The following is an 18100-nucleotide window of genomic DNA, read 5'->3' as shown; positions in this document are numbered from 1 at the left end:
AAATATGAAAGTAAGTGATATTGTAATTGCCTTAGGCTTAAAAGTATGTTCTGGAGAACAAGGTCTTGATAAAGAAATTGAGGGTGGATATACTTCTGATTTATTGAGCGATGTTATGGGAAATGCTGATGCTGATCAGGTTTGGATTACCTTACAAACTCATAAGAATATAATGGCCATCGCTTCGCTAAAGGAATTGGCTGCTGTTGTTTTGGTTAAAGGTTATGAGCCAGAGGCTGATGCGGCAGAACAAAGTAATCTTGAAGGGATTCCAATTTTGTCATCAGAAGAAGAAGCTTTTGAGTTGACCGGAAAACTTTACAAATTAATAAGTGACTAGTGATTATGCGAACCTTTCGAGTCGATTTACACACACATACCGTACTTTCTCCCTGTGGAGATTTGGAGATGAGTCCGGTAAATATTGTGAAAAAGGCCGGAGAGCGAGGCATTGATATTTTAGGCATAAGCGATCATAACACAACTCTTCATGCTCCCTTAATTAAAAAGATGGCAGCCAGGGAGGGTTTAATGGTCGTGATGGGAGCTGAGGTGACAACAAAAGAGGAGGTACATTGTCTTTGCTTTTTTGAAACTGAAGAAAAATTGACGGTTTTTCAATCCTATCTTGAAGCACACTTGCCCCATATTCCGAATGATAATGATCGGTTTGGTTATCAGGTTGTGGTTAATGAGGCTGATGAAATTATTGATGAGATTGAGTGGTTGTTAATTTCAGCTATAGACCAAAGTATTGATCAGGTAGAACAAAAAGTACATGAGTTGTCAGGTTTGTTTATACCAGCGCATATAAATAAAGCACAAAATAGCATTATCTCACAATTGGGCTTTGTGCCTTTTGATCTGAATGTGGATGCACTTGAGATAAGCAAACATATTAGTAAAACGTCATTCCTGGAAAAGAATGCGTATTTGAAAGATAAAACATTTATAAAAAGCTCCGATGCTCATTGTATCGATCTTGTTGGTGAAGTCTGTACAAAATTTCAGATGATGGAAGCCAGCTTTGAGGAAGTGAAAATGGCTTTGAGAAATGAAGGTGGGCGATTTGTAGATTTATAAATAAGAAGAAGTGAGGGATTTGTCAGAACATATCATGGATATTATCCAGAACTCAGTACGAGCAAAAGCAAAACTTGTTGAGTTGGAGATATTTGAAGATGTGAAAAAAGACGTTTATAAGCTGGTATTCATTGATGATGGATGTGGTATGTCGCCTGAGGTTCTGGAAAATGTTAGTGACCCATTTTTTACTTCTCGCACAACTAGAAAAGTAGGTTTGGGTATTTCGCTTTTAAAACAAAATGCTGAGCAAACCGGAGGAGGGCTGGATATTTGGTCAGAAGAGGGAAAAGGGACCCGGCTCGAGGTGAGCTTTTCTCATTCGAATATCGACAGGCCTGTTTTAGGGAATATTGCTGAAACCATGATGTTGTTGGTTGGCGCAAACGTAGAGATGGATTTTATATATAAACATGTGACCCCAAAGGGAGAATATGTGTTTGATACCAGAGAAGTAAAAGAAGTTTTGGAAGGGGTTGCTTTAAATGACCCCAATATTCTGGTTTATCTTAAGGAAATGATAAATGAGAATATCAAGACGATTATATAAATAGAATTTTAGTTATTAACCTTTAATATTTGAGATTATGGCAAAAGTAAAATCTCTTGCAGATCTGAAGAGAATGAAAGAAGATCTTCAGTCAAAAATGGATCTTAGAGAAAAGAGTAACGCCCCGGATAGTATGGTACAAATAAAAGTAGGTATGGCTACTTGTGGTATCGCTTCCGGAGCAAAAGAGGTAATGAACTTCTTTATTGAAGAAAGTGCAAAGAGAGGAATTGCAGCTGTTGTTACCCAAACCGGATGCATGGGCTATTGCTATGCAGAACCAACTATCGAAGTCAAAATGCCGGGTAAAGACCCAATCGTTTTTGGCGATGTTGATGTGAAAAAAGCCGATGAGATTATTGAGAAATACGTTAAGCATGGTGAGTTGGTTGATGGAATTATTCCTGTAAACTATAATACGATTGACTAAACCTAACCCAAACACTATTATGGAAAAGTATAAAATGCATATTCTTATTTGCGGAGGGACAGGATGTCGCGCATCTAAGAGTGAGCTTATTCAAACAAATTTAGAGGATGCACTTAAAGCCAAGGGGCTTGAGGATGAAGTGCAGGTCGTAACAACAGGTTGTTTTGGTTTTTGTGAAAAAGGACCCATTGTAAAGATTCTTCCGGACAACACATTCTATATTGAGGTGAAGCCTGAGGATGCTGTTGAGATTGTTGAAGAGCATATTGTAAAAGGACGTCAGGTAATGCGTTTGCTTTACACCGATCCTGATAAGAAAGAAACTGTTAGTGATGCGAAAAATATGGGTTTCTATAAGAAACAAATTCGTATTGCTCTTAGAAACTGTGGATTTATCAATCCTGAGAACATTGAGGAATATATTTCTCGTGATGGATATGGTGCATTAGGTAAGTGTTTCGAAATGACACCACAGGATGTGATTGATATCATTAAGAAATCTGGTCTGCGCGGACGAGGAGGAGGAGGGTTCCCAACAGGATTAAAGTGGGAATTTGCATCTAAGAATGAAGCGGATCAAAAATATGTGGTTTGTAATGCAGATGAGGGTGACCCAGGTGCATTTATGGACCGTTCTATATTAGAAGGAGACCCACATTCAGTACTTGAGGCAATGGCCATTTGTGGTTATACAATGGGTGCTGATAAAGGTGTGATTTATATACGTGCCGAATACCCACTTGCGATTGAGCGTTTGAAAGTTGCAATCGGACAAGCTCGTGAGTATGGTTTATTAGGAAAAGATATTTTAGGTTCTGGTTTCAATTTTGATGTTGAAATGCGTTATGGAGCCGGAGCTTTTGTATGTGGTGAAGAAACGGCTTTGATTCACTCGATGGAAGGTCTTCGTGGTGAGCCAACTGTTAAGCCTCCATTCCCTGCAGAATCAGGTTATAATGGCAAACCAACCAACGTAAATAATGTTGAGACATTTGCTAATGTTCCTGTTATTATCAACAAAGGTGCTGACTGGTTTAGCGCTATTGGTACCGATAAATCAAAAGGTACAAAAGTGTTTGCATTGGCTGGTAAGATCAACAATGTTGGTTTGATCGAGGTGCCAATGGGTACCACACTTCGCGAAGTAATTTACGAAATTGGTGGTGGTATTAAGGATGGCAAGAAATTTAAAGCGGTTCAGACGGGTGGTCCTTCCGGAGGTTGTTTGACAGAGAAACATCTGGATACACCTATCGACTTTGATAACTTGCTTGCTGTTGGTTCGATGATGGGATCGGGCGGAATGATTGTGATGGATGAAGACGACTGTATGGTGTCTATGGCAAAATTCTATCTTGATTTTACTGTTGAAGAGTCTTGTGGAAAATGTACGCCTTGTCGTGTAGGTAATAAGCGTCTTTATGAACTGTTAGATAAAATCACAGAAGGTAAGGGAACTAAAGAGGATTTGGATTTATTACGTAATCTGAGTGCTGTAATTAAAGATACTTCACTATGTGGTTTAGGTCAAACGTCGCCTAATCCGGTATTGTCTACTATTGAGAACTTCTATGATGAGTATATGGCTCATGTTGAAGATCATAAGTGTGTTGCAGGTCAGTGTAAAGCATTGATGCAATATGTGGTTGATCCTGAGCTTTGTGTGGGTTGTACACTTTGTGCTCGTAATTGTCCGGTTGATTGTATTTCTGGTGAACGTAAGGAAGCTCATATTATCGACGTTGATAAATGTATTAAGTGTGGTGCTTGTATGGATAAGTGTAAATTTAATGCCATTAGCATACAATAAGGAGGATTAAAAATGGAACAAATGATAAAATTAACCATTGATAATAAAGAAGTAGAGGTTGCTAAAGGCACCACTATTCTTCAAGCGGCAAAGGAGATTGGTATCGATATACCAACACTTTGTTACATGCACCTTAACGATATGAATATCGAGCATAAGCCAGGTGGATGTCGTATTTGTGTTGTCGAAGTTGAAGGAAGACGAAATTTAGCTCCTTCATGTAATTCGAAATGTGAAGCAGGAATGAATATCAAAACTCATTCAATGAGAGTTTTGAATGCTCGTAAAACTGTAATGGAGTTGATGCTTTCTGATCACCCATTCGACTGTTTAGTGTGTGCGAAATCAGGAAACTGTGATTTGCAGACTATTGCACAGAACTTAGGTGTTCGTGAGATTCACTATAAAGGTGAGCAGTCAAAATATAAAGTTGACTATTCGCCATCTATCATTCGCGATATGGATAAGTGTATCATGTGTCGTCGTTGTGAAACGATGTGTAATGATGTACAGACTGTAGGTGCACTTTCTGCTGTAAATCGTGGATTCGAGTCAGTCGTTGCTCCGGCTTTTGAAATGGATCTTCAAAAATCGACTTGTACCTATTGTGGACAGTGTGTTGCTGTATGTCCTACAGGAGCTCTTACAGAAAAAGATCACACAAACCAGTTGATCAGAGATCTTGCTGATCCTAAGAAGACTGTAGTTGTACAAACGGCTCCTGCTGTTCGTGCTGCTCTAGGCGAAGAGTTTGGTATGGAAGCTGGTACTTTGGTGACTGGTAAGATGGTTTCAGCCCTTCGTAACCTGGGTTTTGATAATGTTTACGATACTGATTTTGCTGCCGACCTGACTATTATGGAGGAAGGTACTGAGCTATTAGGTCGTTTAAGTGCCCATTTGGCTGGTGATAAGGATGTGAAATTACCTATCTTAACTTCATGTTGTCCGGGGTGGGTGAATTTCTTTGAGCATCATTTCCCAGAGATGAAAGAGATTCCTTCTACTGCACGTTCTCCACAACAAATGTTTGGTCCTATCGCTAAAAACTATTTGGCTAAGCAGATGGGAATTAAGCGTGAAGATATGATTGTGGTTTCTATAATGCCTTGTTTGGCTAAGAAATACGAATGTCAGCGTGATGAATTTAAGGTAGATGGTGATCCTGATGTGAATTATTCTATCTCAACTCGAGAGTTGGCTAATTTGATCAAGCAGGCCAATATGGATTTCAAAACTTTACCTGAGGAAGATTTTGATAATCCTTTGGGTGAGTCGACTGGTGCTAGTGTTATTTTTGGTGCTACAGGAGGTGTGATCGAGGCTGCTGCTCGTACAGCTTATGAGGTTTATACAGGAAAAACTCTTGAGAAAGTCGATTTCGAAGCGCTTCGTGGTATGGAAGGTATTCGTAGTGCTAAAGTCGATTTCGATGGCTTAGAACTTAACATAGGTATTGCTCACGGTTTGGGTAATGCTCGTAAGTTACTTGAAGAGGTTCGTGATGGTAAATCTGAATATCATGCAATTGAAATCATGGCTTGTCCTGGTGGATGTATTGGTGGTGGCGGTCAGCCGTTGCATCATGGAGATTCGTCTATTTTGAAGAAACGTGCTGCAGCTCTTTATCGCGAAGATGAGGGGAAAGCAATCCGTAAATCTCATGAGAATCCATATATCATTAAATTGTACGAAGAATTCTTAGGTAAGCCTTGTGGCGAGTTGTCACATAAGTTGCTTCACACACATTACTTCGACAAGCAAAATGAAATAGAGGTTGAATAGTATTACAGTAGATTTGAGAGTCGGGATGTGATTTATTAGAATATTACATGTGGTTCATATCCATTATCTCATATCTTAAATATAAATATTATGGCAAAAATAAAATTAGCAAAAGACAAGGTTGAGAAGCTTGTCGAAATTTGCAAATCATTTAATAATGAAGGCAGTGAGCTGATTAATGTGCTTCATAAAGCTCAGGAGACCTTTGGTTATCTTCCAGCTGAAGTACAGGAAGTTATCGCTCGTGAACTTGAGGTTTCAGTTGCACACGTATATGGTGTTGTTACTTTCTATTCATTCTTTACGATGGTACCTAAGGGTGAATTTCCTATTTCAATCTGTATGGGTACAGCTTGTTATGTACGAGGTGCAGAGAAGGTTCTTGAAGAATTTAAAAAACAACTTAAGGTTCCTATCGGGGAGACAACTGAAGATGGTAAGTTTTCAATCTCTTGTCTGCGTTGTGTAGGTGCTTGTGGTTTGGCTCCTGTGGTAACAATTGGCGAACGGACATATGGACGTGTTGCTGCTGGTGACGTTGCAGATATTCTAAAAGAATACCAAAATTAAAGACTGAGTTGTTGTCTTATACTAAACGTCTTCGGAATTTCCGGAGGCGTTTTTTTTGTTTGCGTTAAAATGAGGGGACTTTGTATTTTGTTGAAAATAGCATAAATTTAATATGATAATATAGGATGGTGGTTTGTGTTGGGATTTGCAGTTTTCACTTCATTAAGTTGTCATGTCTTTTAAAAAGCATCTCAAAACTTTTTTCTCATATTCTTCTTCTGAAAGGAAAAGTTTAATAGTTCTCCTTATTATACTTCTATCTTTATTTCTGTATCCTGTTTTCACACCTGACCCAATTGATGTCTGGAATCAAAGTCCGGAAAAACAAAAAAGAATTGATAGCCTGTTGGTTCTTTTGGAAAATAAGTCAACGCTTAAGCGGGAGGTGTTGCAAACTCAAAAATTATTTTTCTTTGATCCCAATTTCACAGATAGCCTGGACTTGGCATTTCTGGGTTTTACAAAATTTCAGATCAGGAATCTAATTCGTTATCGAAACAAAGGAGGTGTAATAAGGAGAGGGGATGATCTGATGAAAATATATGGTATGACTGAAGAACTTTATATGAGGCTTAAACCTTATGTCAGAATAAAAAGGGAGGAAAAGCCTAAGTCGGCGACACAAAGGGTCAAGCCCGTATTGTTTGATCCCAATACTGTGCGTTATGAGGATCTTTTAAGTTTAGGCTTAACAAGGATTAAGTCCCAAAATATATTGAATTACAGGAAGAAGTCAGGAGTTTTTAAGCAAAAGAATGATTTGCTGAATGTACCTGGCATTGATTCGATTGATTACACAAGGCTGGAGAAGTTTATTCAAATTAATCCAATTTTAAAACAGGAGTATAAGCTTTTCCCTTTCGATCCCAATACTGTTTCTAAATCAGGTTGGGATAGCTTAGGAGTGCATTCTTATATTGCAGAACGCATTAATAAATATTTAGCAAAGGGGGGATGTTTTAAGAGTCCCATTGATCTTTTGAGAATTTATGGGTTTGATTCCTTAAAACTTGAAGAGTTGTTGCCTTTTATAAGGATTAAAACGAAAATGAAACCTCAGATAGTGAAGCTGGATTTAAATAGAGCTGATACAAATCAACTTATTACTTTACCAGGAATCGGACTGTATTTTGCAAAGAAAATAATTGATTATCGATCTAAACTTGGTGGTTTTTATAATATTAATCAGTTAGCCGATATTTATGGTTTGAGAAAAAGTAGAGTGGATAGTTTAAGTTTTTTCTTAGTAGTTGATTTGGAAATTCAGCGCTCTATAAATATTAATAAAGCGACGGTGGAAGAATTAAGTAAGCATCCTTATATTAGTTATCGGGAAGCTTCTGATATCATTCGTTTCAGAAAACGAAAAGGCGTCATTTTAGACTTGGAAATCCTTCTTAAGAAGAAAATCTTGCGTGAGTCTGCTTATAAAAGGGTAAAACCTTATTTAATTTTAGAGTAAAAGGAGGTAAAAAGACAAGTTTTCGACTTTAAGAATAGCCTAATTACCTGAGTTTTGCATTAGATTCAATTAAAATGAAAGTAATTGGTCAGATTTTTATAAATTTGTTTGAAATATCGTGAATGAATTAATAAGTTTGCGGCTCATTTAGAAATAATTAAATAAAAGAAGAAACTATGATTATTATTCCTATGAAGGAAGGCGAAAACATTGAAAGAGCCTTAAAAAAATTCAAAAGAAAATTCGAAAAAACTGGTGTAATTAAAGAATTACGTGGAAGACAAGTTTACGTGAAGCCTTCTGTTAGAAAAAGAAAAGAGAAGATTCATGCAGTTTACGTTCAGCAAATGCAATTGAACGAAGATTAATTTCTTTTGAAAAAGGTTTCGATATCTTATTTTTTTTGTAATTTAGTTTATCTAGACTACGAATTAAAAGTGTATGAGATATAAGGAATCTTTTCTGTCTTATTTACGGTACGAGAAACGATACTCTAAACATACTTTGGTATCATATGATTGTGATTTAAGTCAATTTTTTTCTTTTTTGTCATCCTACGGGATTGAAGAGAGTGAAATTGTTGAATTGAATTTCAAAGATGTTAGAAAGTGGATCGTTTTTTTAATGAATGACGGCTGCTCAGCCCGAACTGTAAATAGGAAATTATCTTCTTTGAAATCCTTTTTTAAATATTTGTTGAGAGAATCGATGATACAACAAAATCCTATGGATAGAGTTGTAGGTCCGAGGCAAGGGAAGAAGCTTCCAAATTTTATTGCTGAAGACAGCATGCGATTGCTACAAGAGATAGATTTTGGGGAAGGTTTTGAAGGGATTCGAGACAGACTGGTAGTTGAAATGTTTTATCATACTGGCATGCGTTTATCTGAATTGATGAATTTGAAAGTGTCCAGTTTTGATCGATCAGCCTCAGTTGTTCGAGTTTTGGGTAAGAGAAATAGGGAGAGGATTATTCCTGTTAGTAATAATCTCGAAACACTTCTTGATGAGTATCTGGAGCAAAGGTTTATGCTTTGTTCTGATGAGGATGGTTTTTTGATTTTAACAAATCAAGCTAAACCTGCTTACGAAAAGTTGTTGTATAGGATTGTGACAAAGCATTTGTCTAAGATTACAACCCTTTCTAAAAAGAGTCCTCATGTGTTGCGGCATACATTTGCGACACATTTGCTTAATAATGGAGCTGAATTGAATGCTATAAAAGAGTTGTTGGGACATTCAAATTTGTCTGCAACTCAGATATACACTCATACAGGCTTTGAGAGGTTAAACGATATTTATAAACAGGCTCACCCCAGAGCTTAAAACTTGGAGGATAGAGTATGAAAGTAAACATTCAGGCAGTCGGTTTTAATGCTGATGTTCGGTTGGAAGATTTTGTCAATAATAGAGTAAATAAATTACTTAAGCTTGACGACGATGTTACAAATGTTGAGGTCTTTTTGAGAGCTGAAAAACCATCAGTTGTAGAAAATAAAGAAGTAGAGATAAAATTTAATATCCCGGGAGGTGATATATTTGCACAAAAGCAAAGCAAAACATTCGAAGAAGCAGTTGATTTGGCAGTAGATGCGTTGAAGCGTCAAATCACAAAGCGCAAAGAAAAACTTCGAGGAAAATAATTGGAAAAATTATTTGATAGTTTTGTTATATAGGTAAAATGTTTTTACATTTGCAGACCATTTGTGAGGGAATTGTACGTCCTGATGCGAATGGTCTGTTAATTGCCAGTGTAGCTCAGTTGGTCAGAGCAGCTGATTTGTAATCAGCAGGTCGTCGGTTCGACTCCGGCCACCGGCTCTTTTTTGATTTATATTTTATTTGGGGAGATACCAAAGTGGCCAACTGGGGCGGACTGTAACTCCGCTGACTTCGTCTTCGTAGGTTCGAATCCTGCTCTCCCCACAGTAAATCTTCACGATACAATGTTGTTGTGTTTGTGAAATGCGGGAATAGCTCAGTTGATAGAGCATCAGCCTTCCAAGCTGAGGGTCGCGAGTTTGAGTCTCGTTTCCCGCTCAAAGTTTTGCCGTTGTAGCTCAGGGGTAGAGCGTTTCCTTGGTAAGGAAGAGGTCATGAGTTCAAATCTCATCAATGGCTCAAAAAATATAAAATATTGTTTTAATTGTTGTCTAATCATTAATTAACTTTTCGAGTTATGGCTAAAGAACATTTTGATAGGTCAAAACCACACGTAAATATTGGTACTATCGGTCACGTTGACCACGGTAAAACTACCTTAACTGCTGCTATTACAACTGTATTGGCTAGTAAAGGTCTTTCTGAAGTGAAGTCTTTCGATTCTATCGATAATGCTCCTGAGGAAAAAGAAAGAGGTATTACTATTAATACTGCTCACGTAGAATATCAAACAGCAAATCGTCACTATGCTCACGTTGACTGTCCAGGTCACGCTGACTACGTGAAAAACATGGTAACTGGTGCTGCTCAGATGGACGGTGCAATCCTTGTTTGTGCTGCTACTGATGGTCCTATGCCACAGACTCGCGAGCATATCCTTTTAGCTCGTCAGGTAAACGTTCCTAGAATCGTTGTTTTCTTGAATAAAGTTGACATGGTTGATGACGAGGAGATGTTAGAGTTGGTAGAGATGGAAGTTCGTGAATTGTTGGATTTCTACGAGTTTGACGGTGACAATACTCCTATTATCGCTGGATCTGCTCTTGGTGGCCTGAATGGTGAGCCAGAGTGGGAAGAGAAGATTATGGAGCTTATGGATGCTGTTGATACTTGGATTCCACTTCCTCCACGTGATGTAGATAAGGCTTTCTTGATGCCAGTTGAGGATGTATTCTCTATTACTGGTCGTGGTACTGTAGCAACTGGTCGTATCGAGACTGGTATTGTTAAGACTGGTGAAGAATTGCAAATTATTGGTCTTGGTGCTGAAGGTATGAAAACTGTTTGTACTGGTGTTGAGATGTTCCGTAAGATTTTGGATGAAGGTCAAGCTGGTGATAACGTTGGTCTTTTGTTGAGAGGTATCGAGAAAAGCGCTATTAAGCGTGGTATGGTTATCTGTCACCCAAATACTATCAAGCCTCATACTAAGATTAAAGCTGAGGTTTATGTATTGAAGAAAGAAGAAGGTGGACGTCATACTCCATTCCATAACAAATATCGTCCTCAGTTCTATATTAGAACTCTTGATGTAACAGGTGAGATTACTCTTCCAGAAGGAACTGAAATGGTAATGCCAGGTGATAACGTTACTATTAACGTTGAGCTTATTACTCCAGTTGCTTGTGACCTAGGTCTTCGTTTCGCTATCCGTGAGGGTGGTAGAACAGTAGGTGCTGGTCAGATTACTGAAATTATTGAGTAATTATAATATAAAAGATTGATCCGTTTTCGGATCAATCTTCTTATACTTACGGGTGTAGCTCAGTTGGTAGAGCACTGGTCTCCAAAACCAGGTGTCGGGAGTTCGAGTCTCTCCACCCGTGCAAAAGGATATTTTGTCTTATGAAATAAGTCTCACAAACTGGATTTATTTAGACTGTGAGACAACTTCCATGTGAATTAATAAAACTTAATTATAAGCACATGAAATTAGTAAATTATATAAAAGAAGTTTATACCGAACTTACACAGAAAGTATCTTGGCCATCAAGATCAGAACTTCAAAGTAGCGCTATCGTAGTAATGGTAGCTTCTGCAATTATTGCTGCTGCAATTTTTGTGATGGATTTGGGGTTCAAGAATTTGATGGACACTATATATAGTATGTTTTACTAATCACTGAAAATTTAAGATGGCTGAAATTGAAAAAAAATGGTATGTTCTACGGGCTGTAGGAGGAAAAGAAAAGAAGGTCCAAGAGTATATCTTAAGTGAAATTTCTAATCTTGGACTTCAGGATTACGTATCACAGGTTCTCATTCCAACCGAGAAAGTGTTTGTGGTGCGCAACGGTAAAAAAATCAGCAAGGAAAGAATTTTCTTACCTGGCTATGTTTTAATCGAGGCTGCATTAACAGGCGAAATTCCTCACATCCTTCGTAGTGTTACGAATGTGATTGGCTTCCTGGGGGATACTAAAGGCGGCGACCCGTCTCCATTGCGACAATCAGAAGTGAATCGCATTTTGGGTAAGGTTGACGAACTTACTAATAAAGATGAGGAAATTAGTGTTCCTTATTTTGTTGGCGAGTCGGTAAATGTGACTGATGGACCATTTAATGGTTTTACTGGTGTGATAGAAGAGGTCAATGCAGAGAAGAGAAAACTGAAAGTAATGGTTAAAATCTTCGGACGTAAAACGCCTCTTGAATTAAGTTTCATGCAAGTAGAAAAAGAATAAAAAAACCTTTAGAAAAGTAAAACTATGGCTAAAGAAGTAGCAGGATTAATAAAGTTGCAGATCAAAGGTGGTGCTGCAAATCCTTCACCTCCAGTAGGACCGGCATTAGGTGCTAAGGGAGTAAATATCATGGATTTTTGTAAGCAATTCAATGCTAGAACTCAAGATATGGCTGGGAAAGTTGTTCCAGTTGTAATCACGGTTTATAAAGATAGCTCTTTTGAATTTATTACAAAAACTCCTCCTGTTGCTGTTCAGGTTTTAGAAGCTGCAAAATTGAAATCGGGTTCTGCTGAACCTAACCGTGTAAAGGTTGGTTCAATTACTTGGGAACAAGTAAGAGCAATCGCAGAAGGAAAGATGAAAGATTTGAATGCTTTTGAAGTAGAAAGCGCCATGAGTATGGTTGCTGGAACAGCAAGAAGTATGGGTGTCACTATTTCTGGTGATAGTCCGCTTAATCAATAATTTTTAATACTGCATTTAAAATGGGTAAACTAACAAAAAATAAAAAGTTAGCTTTAGAAAAAGTCGAAGCAGATAAGATCTACACTATCGACGAAGCCGCAGCATTGGTTAAGGAGATTACCACTACTAAATTTGACGCTTCAGTGGATATGGATGTCCGCTTAGGAGTTGACCCTAGAAAAGCGAATCAAATGGTTCGTGGTGTGGTGACTCTACCTCACGGTACTGGTAAGAATGTTCGTGTTTTGGTTCTTTGTACTCCTGATAAGGAAGAAGAAGCTAAAGCTGCAGGTGCTGACTATGTTGGACTTGACGAATTTATTGCTAAGATCAAAGGTGGTTGGACTGATATAGATGTTATCATTACTATGCCAACTGTTATGGCTAAAGTAGGTGCACTAGGACGTGTATTAGGACCTCGTGGTTTAATGCCAAATCCTAAGAGCGGTACTGTAACTATGGACATCGCTAAAGCTGTAAATGAAGTTAAGGCTGGGAAGATAGATTTCAAGGTCGATAAATATGGTATTATTCACTCTTCAGTTGGTAAGGCATCTTTTGAAGTAGACAAAATCAAAGATAATGCTAAAGAATTCGTTGGTATTATCAACAAATTGAAGCCATCTGCAGCAAAAGGGACTTACATTAAGAGTGTGTACCTGTCAAGTACAATGAGTATTGGGATTCAAATTGACCCCAAGTCACTTCTTGACTAATCAAATTAATTTTTAATCGAGACCTTGGTAATCATGAAAAAGGAAGACAAAATTCAGATTATTGATAGCTTGACAGAACAAATCAACGCATCAAATCATTTTTATCTAGCTGACACCTCAGGGATGGATGCTGAAACAACTTCTGCTTTACGTAGAGCTTGTTTTGAGAAGCAGATCAAAATGATTGTTGTAAAAAACACATTGCTTCGTAATGCTTTAGGCAAAGTCGAAGTAGAGTGTGATGATTTGACTGAAACCCTTAAGGGATCAACATCTCTTATGCTTTCAGATGTGGGAAATGCTCCTGCTAAGCTAATCAAAGAATTCAATAAAAGTAATGATAAACCAGTACTAAAAGGAGCTTTCGTAGAGGGAGCTGTTTATATTGGAGCTGGTGAGTTAGACACGCTTGCGTCTATTAAGTCTAAGGAAGAACTTATTGGTGATATTATTGCAGCATTGCAATCTCCAATTCAGAAAGTTGTTTCTGCTTTAGAAAACGGTAAGGGTGAAGATACTGAAGAAGTAGTATCAGAGTAAGAGTAATATATTTAGAGTATTTAAATTTTAAAAATAAACCAAAATGGCAGATTTAAAAAAGTTTGCAGAAGAATTAGTTAATTTGACTGTTAAGGAAGTAAGTGAATTAGCTCAAATCTTAAAAGATGAGTACGGAATTGAGCCAGCTGCTGCTGCTGTAGTTGTTGCAGGTGGAGCTGCTGAAGGTGGTGCTGCTGAGCAAACTGAATTTGACGTAATTCTTAAATCAGCAGGTGGTTCTAAACTAGCTGTTGTAAAATTAGTTAAGGAATTAACTGGTCTTGGACTTAAGGACGCTAAGGCTGCAGTTGACGCTGCACCAGCTCCATTGAAAGAAAAAGTTTCTAAAGAAGAAGCTGAAGCATTAAAAGCACAATTAGAAGAAGCTGGAGCTGAAGTTGAACTTAAATAGAAGCGCTAAGACCTTGAAATAAGGTTATTATGGTTTAGAGTTTCATTAATTTGGAACTCTAAGCCTTTTTGTTGTTTATTATTGTTTAGGTTCAATTAATTTTAAGTAAATGTCTTCAAATACTATTAGTCAAAGAATTAGTTTTGCTTCGAATAAGGATCAGTTTTTATATCCTGACTTTTTGGAAGTACAATTAAAATCTTTTCAAGACTTTTTTCAGTTGGAAACAATTTCTGAAAAAAGAAAGAGCGAAGGATTATTTAAGGTATTTAGTGAGAATTTCCCAATTACGGATACACGTAACAATTTCGTATTGGAATTTCTTGACTATTTTGTTGATCCACCACGTTACTCCATCGAAGAGTGTATTGAACGAGGCCTTAGTTACAGTGTGCCCCTAAAGGCAAAACTAAAGCTATATTGTACCGACCCTGAACATGAGGATTTCGATACAGTAATTCAGGATGTATATCTTGGAACTGTACCTTACATGACAGAAAAGGGTACTTTCGTTATCAATGGTGCTGAGCGTGTTGTTGTATCTCAACTTCACCGTTCTCCTGGTGTATTCTTCGGACAAAGTTTACATACCAACGGAACTAAGTTATATTCCGCACGTATTATTCCTTTCAAAGGATCATGGATCGAATTTGCTACTGACATCAATAATGTCATGTATGCATATATCGACCGTAAGAAAAAGCTTCCTGTTACCACTCTATTAAGATCGATTGGTTTCGAAAGCGATAAAGAAATTCTTGAGATCTTTGATCTCGCTGATGAAATTAAAGTTTCAAAAACCGGACTTAAAAAAGTAGTCGGTCGTAAACTTGCCGCTCGTGTTCTTAAATCTTGGATTGAAGACTTCGTAGATGAAGATACAGGAGAGGTTGTTTCTATCGAGCGTAATGAGGTTATCATCGATAGAGAAACTATTGTTGAACCAGAACACATAGAAGAAATTCTTGAATCAGGTGCAAAGACTATCTTGTTGCACAAGGAGCAGCAAAATCTTGCTGATTATGCAATTATTTACAATACTTTGCAGAAAGACCCTTGTAACTCTGAAAAAGAAGCTGTTCTTCATATCTATCGTCAATTAAGAAACTCTGAGCCACCTGATGAGGCTACAGCTCGTGATGTAATTGACAAGTTGTTTTTCTCAGACAAACGTTACGATTTAGGTGATGTGGGTCGTTATAGAATCAACAAGAAACTTGGTTTGAATACCGACAGCGATGTTAAGGTGTTAACTAAGGAAGATATTATTGAGATTATCAAGTACCTTATTAAGTTGCTAAACGCGCGTACTGATGTGGATGATATTGACCACTTGAGTAACCGTCGTGTTCGTACTGTAGGGGAACAATTATATAGTCAATTTGGAGTTGGTTTAGCTCGTATGGCACGTACCATTCGTGAAAGAATGAATGTTCGTGACAATGAGGTGTTTACTCCAATTGATTTGATTAACTCGAAGACTTTATCTTCGGTTATAAACTCATTCTTTGGAACGAATGCTTTATCTCAGTTTATGGATCAAACCAATCCACTTGCCGAGGTAACTCATAAGAGAAGAATGTCAGCTCTTGGACCAGGTGGTCTGTCTCGTGAGAGAGCAGGTTTCGAGGTTCGAGATGTTCACTATACTCACTATGGTCGTTTATGTCCTATTGAAACACCAGAGGGACCAAATATTGGTTTGATTTCGTCTTTATGTGTATTCGCTAAGATTAACGATTTAGGGTTTATTGAAACACCATACCGTAAGGTTACAAATGGAAAAGTTGATTTAAGTCATGAAGGTGTAAACTACCTTTCAGCTGAGGAAGAAGAAGGATTGATTATTGCTCAAGCTAATGCGCCATTGAACGAAGATGGTTCATTTGTAAATGCGAAGGCAAAATCACGTAAAGATGGTGACTTCCCATTTGAAGAGATTGAGAATCTTGATTTGATGGACGTTGCGCCTAATCAGATTGCTTCAATCGCGGCGTCTTTGATTCCGTTCCTTGAGCATGATGATGCCAACCGTGCTTTGATGGGATCGAATATGATGCGTCAGGCTGTTCCTGTTATCAAGCCGGAATCTCCAGTTGTAGGTACAGGTCTTGAAGCAAATGTGGCTAAGGATTCACGTACTCAGATTGTAGCTCAAAGAAATGGTGTTGTTGAATTTGTTGATGCAACTAAAATTGTAATCGCTTACGAAAGAAGCGAAGATGAGGCATTTGTGAGTTTTGAATCAAATGTTGTTACTTACAATTTACCAAAATATCAGAAAACAAACCAGGGAACAACGATTGACCTTAAGCCTATCGTATCTAAAGGGGATAAAGTTGTTGCGGGTCAAATCTTAACCGATGGTTATGGTACCCAAACTGGTGAGTTAGCACTTGGTCGTAACCTGAAGGTGGCATTTATGCCTTGGAAAGGTTATAACTATGAGGATGCGATTGTTATCTCAGAACGTATTGTTAAAGATGATGTATTTACTTCAATTCACGTTGATGAATACACACTTGAAGTACGTGATACTAAGCGTGGAATGGAAGAATTGACTTCAGATATTCCAAACGTTAGTGAAGAAGCAACTCGTAACCTTGATGAAAATGGTTTGATTCGTATTGGTGCGAATGTAGAACCAGGCGATATCCTTATCGGTAAGATTACTCCTAAAGGAGAGTCGGATCCTTCTCCAGAAGAGAAATTGCTTCGTGCAATTTTCGGTGATAAAGCAGGTGATGTTAAAGATGCATCTCTTAAAGCTTCACCTTCACTTCGTGGTGTTGTGATTGAGAAAAAATTATTCTCTCGTGCCGTTCGTGATCGTAAGTCGAAGCAAAGTGATAAGCCACTTTTGCAGAAACTTGACGAAGAGTTTGAAAAAACAATTGCAAACTTAAACAACCTTCTTGTTGATAAATTGTTTACGATTTGTAATGGTAAAACGTCACAAGGTGTTAAGGATTATTTGAGTGTTGATTTGATTCCTAAAGGTGTTAAGTTTACTCAGAAGTTATTAATGGAGATTAATTATTTGCAAGTTGATCCTAATAAGTGGACAACTGACAAGGATAAGAATGAAACCATTAAGACCTTACTACATAACTATATTATCAAGTACAAAGAACTTGATAGTGCAAGTAAGCGTAAGAAATACAATGTTACTATCGGAGACGAAATGCCAGTAGGTATCATCCAGATGGCTAAAGTTTATGTTGCTAAGAAACGTAAACTACAGATTGGTGATAAAATGGCGGGTCGTCACGGTAATAAGGGTATTGTTTCACGTGTTGTTCGTCAGGAAGATATGCCATTCCTTGAGGATGGAACGACTGTTGACATTTGCTTGAACCCACTTGGGGTACCTTCTCGTATGAACCTTGGACAGGTATTTGAAACTGTGCTTGGATGGGCAGGTATTGAGTTAGGGTTGAAGTTTGCGACACCGATTTTCGATGGTGCAAGTCTAGACGAAATTACTGCATATACTGACAAAGCTGGTGTACCTGCTTTCGGTAAAGCTTACCTTCACGATGGAGGTACGGGTGTAAGATTTGATCAGCCTGCTACGGTTGGTGTTATTTACATGCTGAAACTAGGTCATATGGTTGATGATAAGATGCACGCGCGTTCTATCGGTCCTTATTCTCTGATTACTCAGCAACCACTTGGTGGTAAAGCTCAGTTTGGTGGTCAGCGTTTTGGAGAGATGGAGGTTTGGGCTCTTGAGGCCTTTGGTGCTGCCCATATCCTACAGGAAATCTTGACTATTAAGTCGGATGATGTAATGGGTAGAGCGAAAGCTTATGAAGCTATCGTTAAAGGTGAACCTATGCCAGCTCCTGGTATCCCTGAATCTCTAAATGTGTTATTACACGAACTTAGAGGTCTTGGCTTGAGCGTTAAATTAGTATAAGCCTTAT

At 38.0% G+C, this 18100-nt stretch carries 19 protein-coding genes and 5 tRNA genes; all 24 read left to right on the top strand.

What is annotated here, in order from left to right:
- Positions 1-4 precede the first annotated feature (4 nt).
- The 24 genes from EV201_RS06705 to rpoB all read left to right on the top strand — a co-directional run bounded on the left by EV201_RS06705 (position 5) and on the right by rpoB (position 18093).
- A complete protein-coding gene (locus EV201_RS06705) occupies positions 5-340 on the top strand; it encodes a serine kinase (protein WP_130306829.1) in 336 nt (111 codons plus the stop codon).
- Positions 341-345: 5 nt separating this feature from the next.
- Positions 346-1083: a PHP domain-containing protein gene (locus tag EV201_RS06700; RefSeq protein ID WP_130306827.1), complete on the top strand. Its 738-nt coding sequence runs from the start codon at positions 346-348 to the stop codon at positions 1081-1083.
- A gap of 19 nt (positions 1084-1102) precedes the next feature.
- Positions 1103-1633 (top strand): ATP-binding protein, encoded by a 531-nt coding sequence (locus EV201_RS06695; protein WP_207224404.1) that lies wholly within the window; start codon positions 1103-1105, stop codon positions 1631-1633.
- 37 nt (positions 1634-1670) lie between these two features.
- Positions 1671-2063 (top strand): (2Fe-2S) ferredoxin domain-containing protein, encoded by a 393-nt coding sequence (locus EV201_RS06690; RefSeq protein WP_130306823.1) that lies wholly within the window; start codon positions 1671-1673, stop codon positions 2061-2063.
- A 19-nt stretch (positions 2064-2082) separates the two neighbouring features.
- Positions 2083-3873 carry an NADH-quinone oxidoreductase subunit NuoF gene (locus EV201_RS06685; protein ID WP_130306821.1) on the top strand — a complete coding sequence of 597 codons (1791 nt, stop codon included), beginning with the start codon at positions 2083-2085 and terminating at the stop codon, positions 3871-3873.
- Between the two features lie 21 nt (positions 3874-3894).
- Positions 3895-5658, top strand: a complete 1764-nt coding sequence (locus EV201_RS06680; RefSeq protein WP_278043091.1) for an NADH-dependent [FeFe] hydrogenase, group A6 — start codon at positions 3895-3897, stop codon at positions 5656-5658.
- Positions 5659-5748: 90 nt separating this feature from the next.
- Positions 5749-6228 carry an NADH-quinone oxidoreductase subunit NuoE family protein gene (locus EV201_RS06675; RefSeq protein WP_130306817.1) on the top strand — a complete coding sequence of 160 codons (480 nt, stop codon included), beginning with the start codon at positions 5749-5751 and terminating at the stop codon, positions 6226-6228.
- 172 nt (positions 6229-6400) lie between these two features.
- Positions 6401-7690, top strand: a complete 1290-nt coding sequence (locus EV201_RS06670) for a helix-hairpin-helix domain-containing protein (protein ID WP_130306815.1) — start codon at positions 6401-6403, stop codon at positions 7688-7690.
- A gap of 176 nt (positions 7691-7866) precedes the next feature.
- On the top strand, positions 7867-8058 hold the full coding sequence (rpsU, locus tag EV201_RS06665; RefSeq protein WP_129251822.1) for a 30S ribosomal protein S21: 192 nt from the start codon (positions 7867-7869) through the stop codon (positions 8056-8058).
- Positions 8059-8131: 73 nt separating this feature from the next.
- Positions 8132-9016: a tyrosine-type recombinase/integrase gene (locus EV201_RS06660; RefSeq protein ID WP_130306813.1), complete on the top strand. Its 885-nt coding sequence runs from the start codon at positions 8132-8134 to the stop codon at positions 9014-9016.
- Positions 9017-9033: 17 nt separating this feature from the next.
- The gene (hpf, locus tag EV201_RS06655) at positions 9034-9333 is read left to right on the top strand and encodes a ribosome hibernation-promoting factor, HPF/YfiA family (protein WP_130306811.1); all 300 of its coding nucleotides are present in this window, start codon (positions 9034-9036) and stop codon (positions 9331-9333) included.
- A gap of 104 nt (positions 9334-9437) precedes the next feature.
- Positions 9438-9511: transfer RNA gene (locus EV201_RS06650), tRNA-Thr, on the top strand.
- 23 nt (positions 9512-9534) lie between these two features.
- Positions 9535-9616 (top strand) — tRNA-Tyr (locus EV201_RS06645).
- A 41-nt stretch (positions 9617-9657) separates the two neighbouring features.
- Positions 9658-9730: transfer RNA gene (locus EV201_RS06640), tRNA-Gly, on the top strand.
- 9 nt (positions 9731-9739) lie between these two features.
- Positions 9740-9811, top strand: a tRNA-Thr gene (locus tag EV201_RS06635).
- Between the two features lie 58 nt (positions 9812-9869).
- On the top strand, positions 9870-11057 hold the full coding sequence (gene tuf, locus EV201_RS06630; protein WP_130306809.1) for an elongation factor Tu: 1188 nt from the start codon (positions 9870-9872) through the stop codon (positions 11055-11057).
- A gap of 48 nt (positions 11058-11105) precedes the next feature.
- Positions 11106-11178 (top strand) — tRNA-Trp (locus EV201_RS06625).
- 100 nt (positions 11179-11278) lie between these two features.
- Positions 11279-11470 carry a preprotein translocase subunit SecE gene (secE, locus tag EV201_RS06620; protein ID WP_130306807.1) on the top strand — a complete coding sequence of 64 codons (192 nt, stop codon included), beginning with the start codon at positions 11279-11281 and terminating at the stop codon, positions 11468-11470.
- A 16-nt stretch (positions 11471-11486) separates the two neighbouring features.
- The gene (nusG, locus tag EV201_RS06615) at positions 11487-12035 is read left to right on the top strand and encodes a transcription termination/antitermination protein NusG (protein WP_129251813.1); all 549 of its coding nucleotides are present in this window, start codon (positions 11487-11489) and stop codon (positions 12033-12035) included.
- 24 nt (positions 12036-12059) lie between these two features.
- A complete protein-coding gene (rplK, locus tag EV201_RS06610) occupies positions 12060-12503 on the top strand; it encodes a 50S ribosomal protein L11 (protein WP_130306805.1) in 444 nt (147 codons plus the stop codon).
- A 20-nt stretch (positions 12504-12523) separates the two neighbouring features.
- Positions 12524-13219, top strand: a complete 696-nt coding sequence (gene rplA / locus EV201_RS06605; protein ID WP_130306803.1) for a 50S ribosomal protein L1 — start codon at positions 12524-12526, stop codon at positions 13217-13219.
- A 33-nt stretch (positions 13220-13252) separates the two neighbouring features.
- Positions 13253-13759 carry a 50S ribosomal protein L10 gene (gene rplJ / locus EV201_RS06600; RefSeq protein ID WP_130306801.1) on the top strand — a complete coding sequence of 169 codons (507 nt, stop codon included), beginning with the start codon at positions 13253-13255 and terminating at the stop codon, positions 13757-13759.
- 43 nt (positions 13760-13802) lie between these two features.
- On the top strand, positions 13803-14171 hold the full coding sequence (gene rplL / locus EV201_RS06595; RefSeq protein WP_130306799.1) for a 50S ribosomal protein L7/L12: 369 nt from the start codon (positions 13803-13805) through the stop codon (positions 14169-14171).
- Positions 14172-14280: 109 nt separating this feature from the next.
- A complete protein-coding gene (rpoB, locus tag EV201_RS06590) occupies positions 14281-18093 on the top strand; it encodes a DNA-directed RNA polymerase subunit beta (RefSeq protein ID WP_130306797.1) in 3813 nt (1270 codons plus the stop codon).
- Positions 18094-18100 lie beyond the last annotated feature (7 nt).

It is taken from the genome of Ancylomarina subtilis (assembly GCF_004217115.1).
Taxonomy (GTDB): domain Bacteria; phylum Bacteroidota; class Bacteroidia; order Bacteroidales; family Marinifilaceae; genus Ancylomarina; species Ancylomarina subtilis.
The sequence above is the reverse complement of the archived record's forward strand: the minus strand, read 5'-3'. Positions and strand labels throughout refer to the sequence as shown.

What these genes read in the sequence shown, in the direction of transcription:
- rplJ (WP_130306801.1), top strand. Translation starts at nt 13,253, where the DNA reads ATGAAAAAGGAAGACAAAATTCAGATTATTGATAGCTTGACAGAACAA.
- EV201_RS06685 (WP_130306821.1), top strand. Translation starts at nt 2,083, where the DNA reads ATGGAAAAGTATAAAATGCATATTCTTATTTGCGGAGGGACAGGATGT.
- tuf (WP_130306809.1), top strand. Translation starts at nt 9,870, where the DNA reads ATGGCTAAAGAACATTTTGATAGGTCAAAACCACACGTAAATATTGGT.
- hpf (WP_130306811.1), top strand. Translation starts at nt 9,034, where the DNA reads ATGAAAGTAAACATTCAGGCAGTCGGTTTTAATGCTGATGTTCGGTTG.
- EV201_RS06690 (WP_130306823.1), top strand. Translation starts at nt 1,671, where the DNA reads ATGGCAAAAGTAAAATCTCTTGCAGATCTGAAGAGAATGAAAGAAGAT.
- EV201_RS06670 (WP_130306815.1), top strand. Translation starts at nt 6,401, where the DNA reads ATGTCTTTTAAAAAGCATCTCAAAACTTTTTTCTCATATTCTTCTTCT.
- rpoB (WP_130306797.1), top strand. Translation starts at nt 14,281, where the DNA reads ATGTCTTCAAATACTATTAGTCAAAGAATTAGTTTTGCTTCGAATAAG.
- EV201_RS06705 (WP_130306829.1), top strand. Translation starts at nt 5, where the DNA reads ATGAAAGTAAGTGATATTGTAATTGCCTTAGGCTTAAAAGTATGTTCT.
- rplA (WP_130306803.1), top strand. Translation starts at nt 12,524, where the DNA reads ATGGGTAAACTAACAAAAAATAAAAAGTTAGCTTTAGAAAAAGTCGAA.
- nusG (WP_129251813.1), top strand. Translation starts at nt 11,487, where the DNA reads ATGGCTGAAATTGAAAAAAAATGGTATGTTCTACGGGCTGTAGGAGGA.
- secE (WP_130306807.1), top strand. Translation starts at nt 11,279, where the DNA reads ATGAAATTAGTAAATTATATAAAAGAAGTTTATACCGAACTTACACAG.
- EV201_RS06700 (WP_130306827.1), top strand. Translation starts at nt 346, where the DNA reads ATGCGAACCTTTCGAGTCGATTTACACACACATACCGTACTTTCTCCC.
- rplK (WP_130306805.1), top strand. Translation starts at nt 12,060, where the DNA reads ATGGCTAAAGAAGTAGCAGGATTAATAAAGTTGCAGATCAAAGGTGGT.
- rplL (WP_130306799.1), top strand. Translation starts at nt 13,803, where the DNA reads ATGGCAGATTTAAAAAAGTTTGCAGAAGAATTAGTTAATTTGACTGTT.
- rpsU (WP_129251822.1), top strand. Translation starts at nt 7,867, where the DNA reads ATGATTATTATTCCTATGAAGGAAGGCGAAAACATTGAAAGAGCCTTA.
- EV201_RS06680 (WP_278043091.1), top strand. Translation starts at nt 3,895, where the DNA reads ATGATAAAATTAACCATTGATAATAAAGAAGTAGAGGTTGCTAAAGGC.
- EV201_RS06660 (WP_130306813.1), top strand. Translation starts at nt 8,132, where the DNA reads ATGAGATATAAGGAATCTTTTCTGTCTTATTTACGGTACGAGAAACGA.
- EV201_RS06675 (WP_130306817.1), top strand. Translation starts at nt 5,749, where the DNA reads ATGGCAAAAATAAAATTAGCAAAAGACAAGGTTGAGAAGCTTGTCGAA.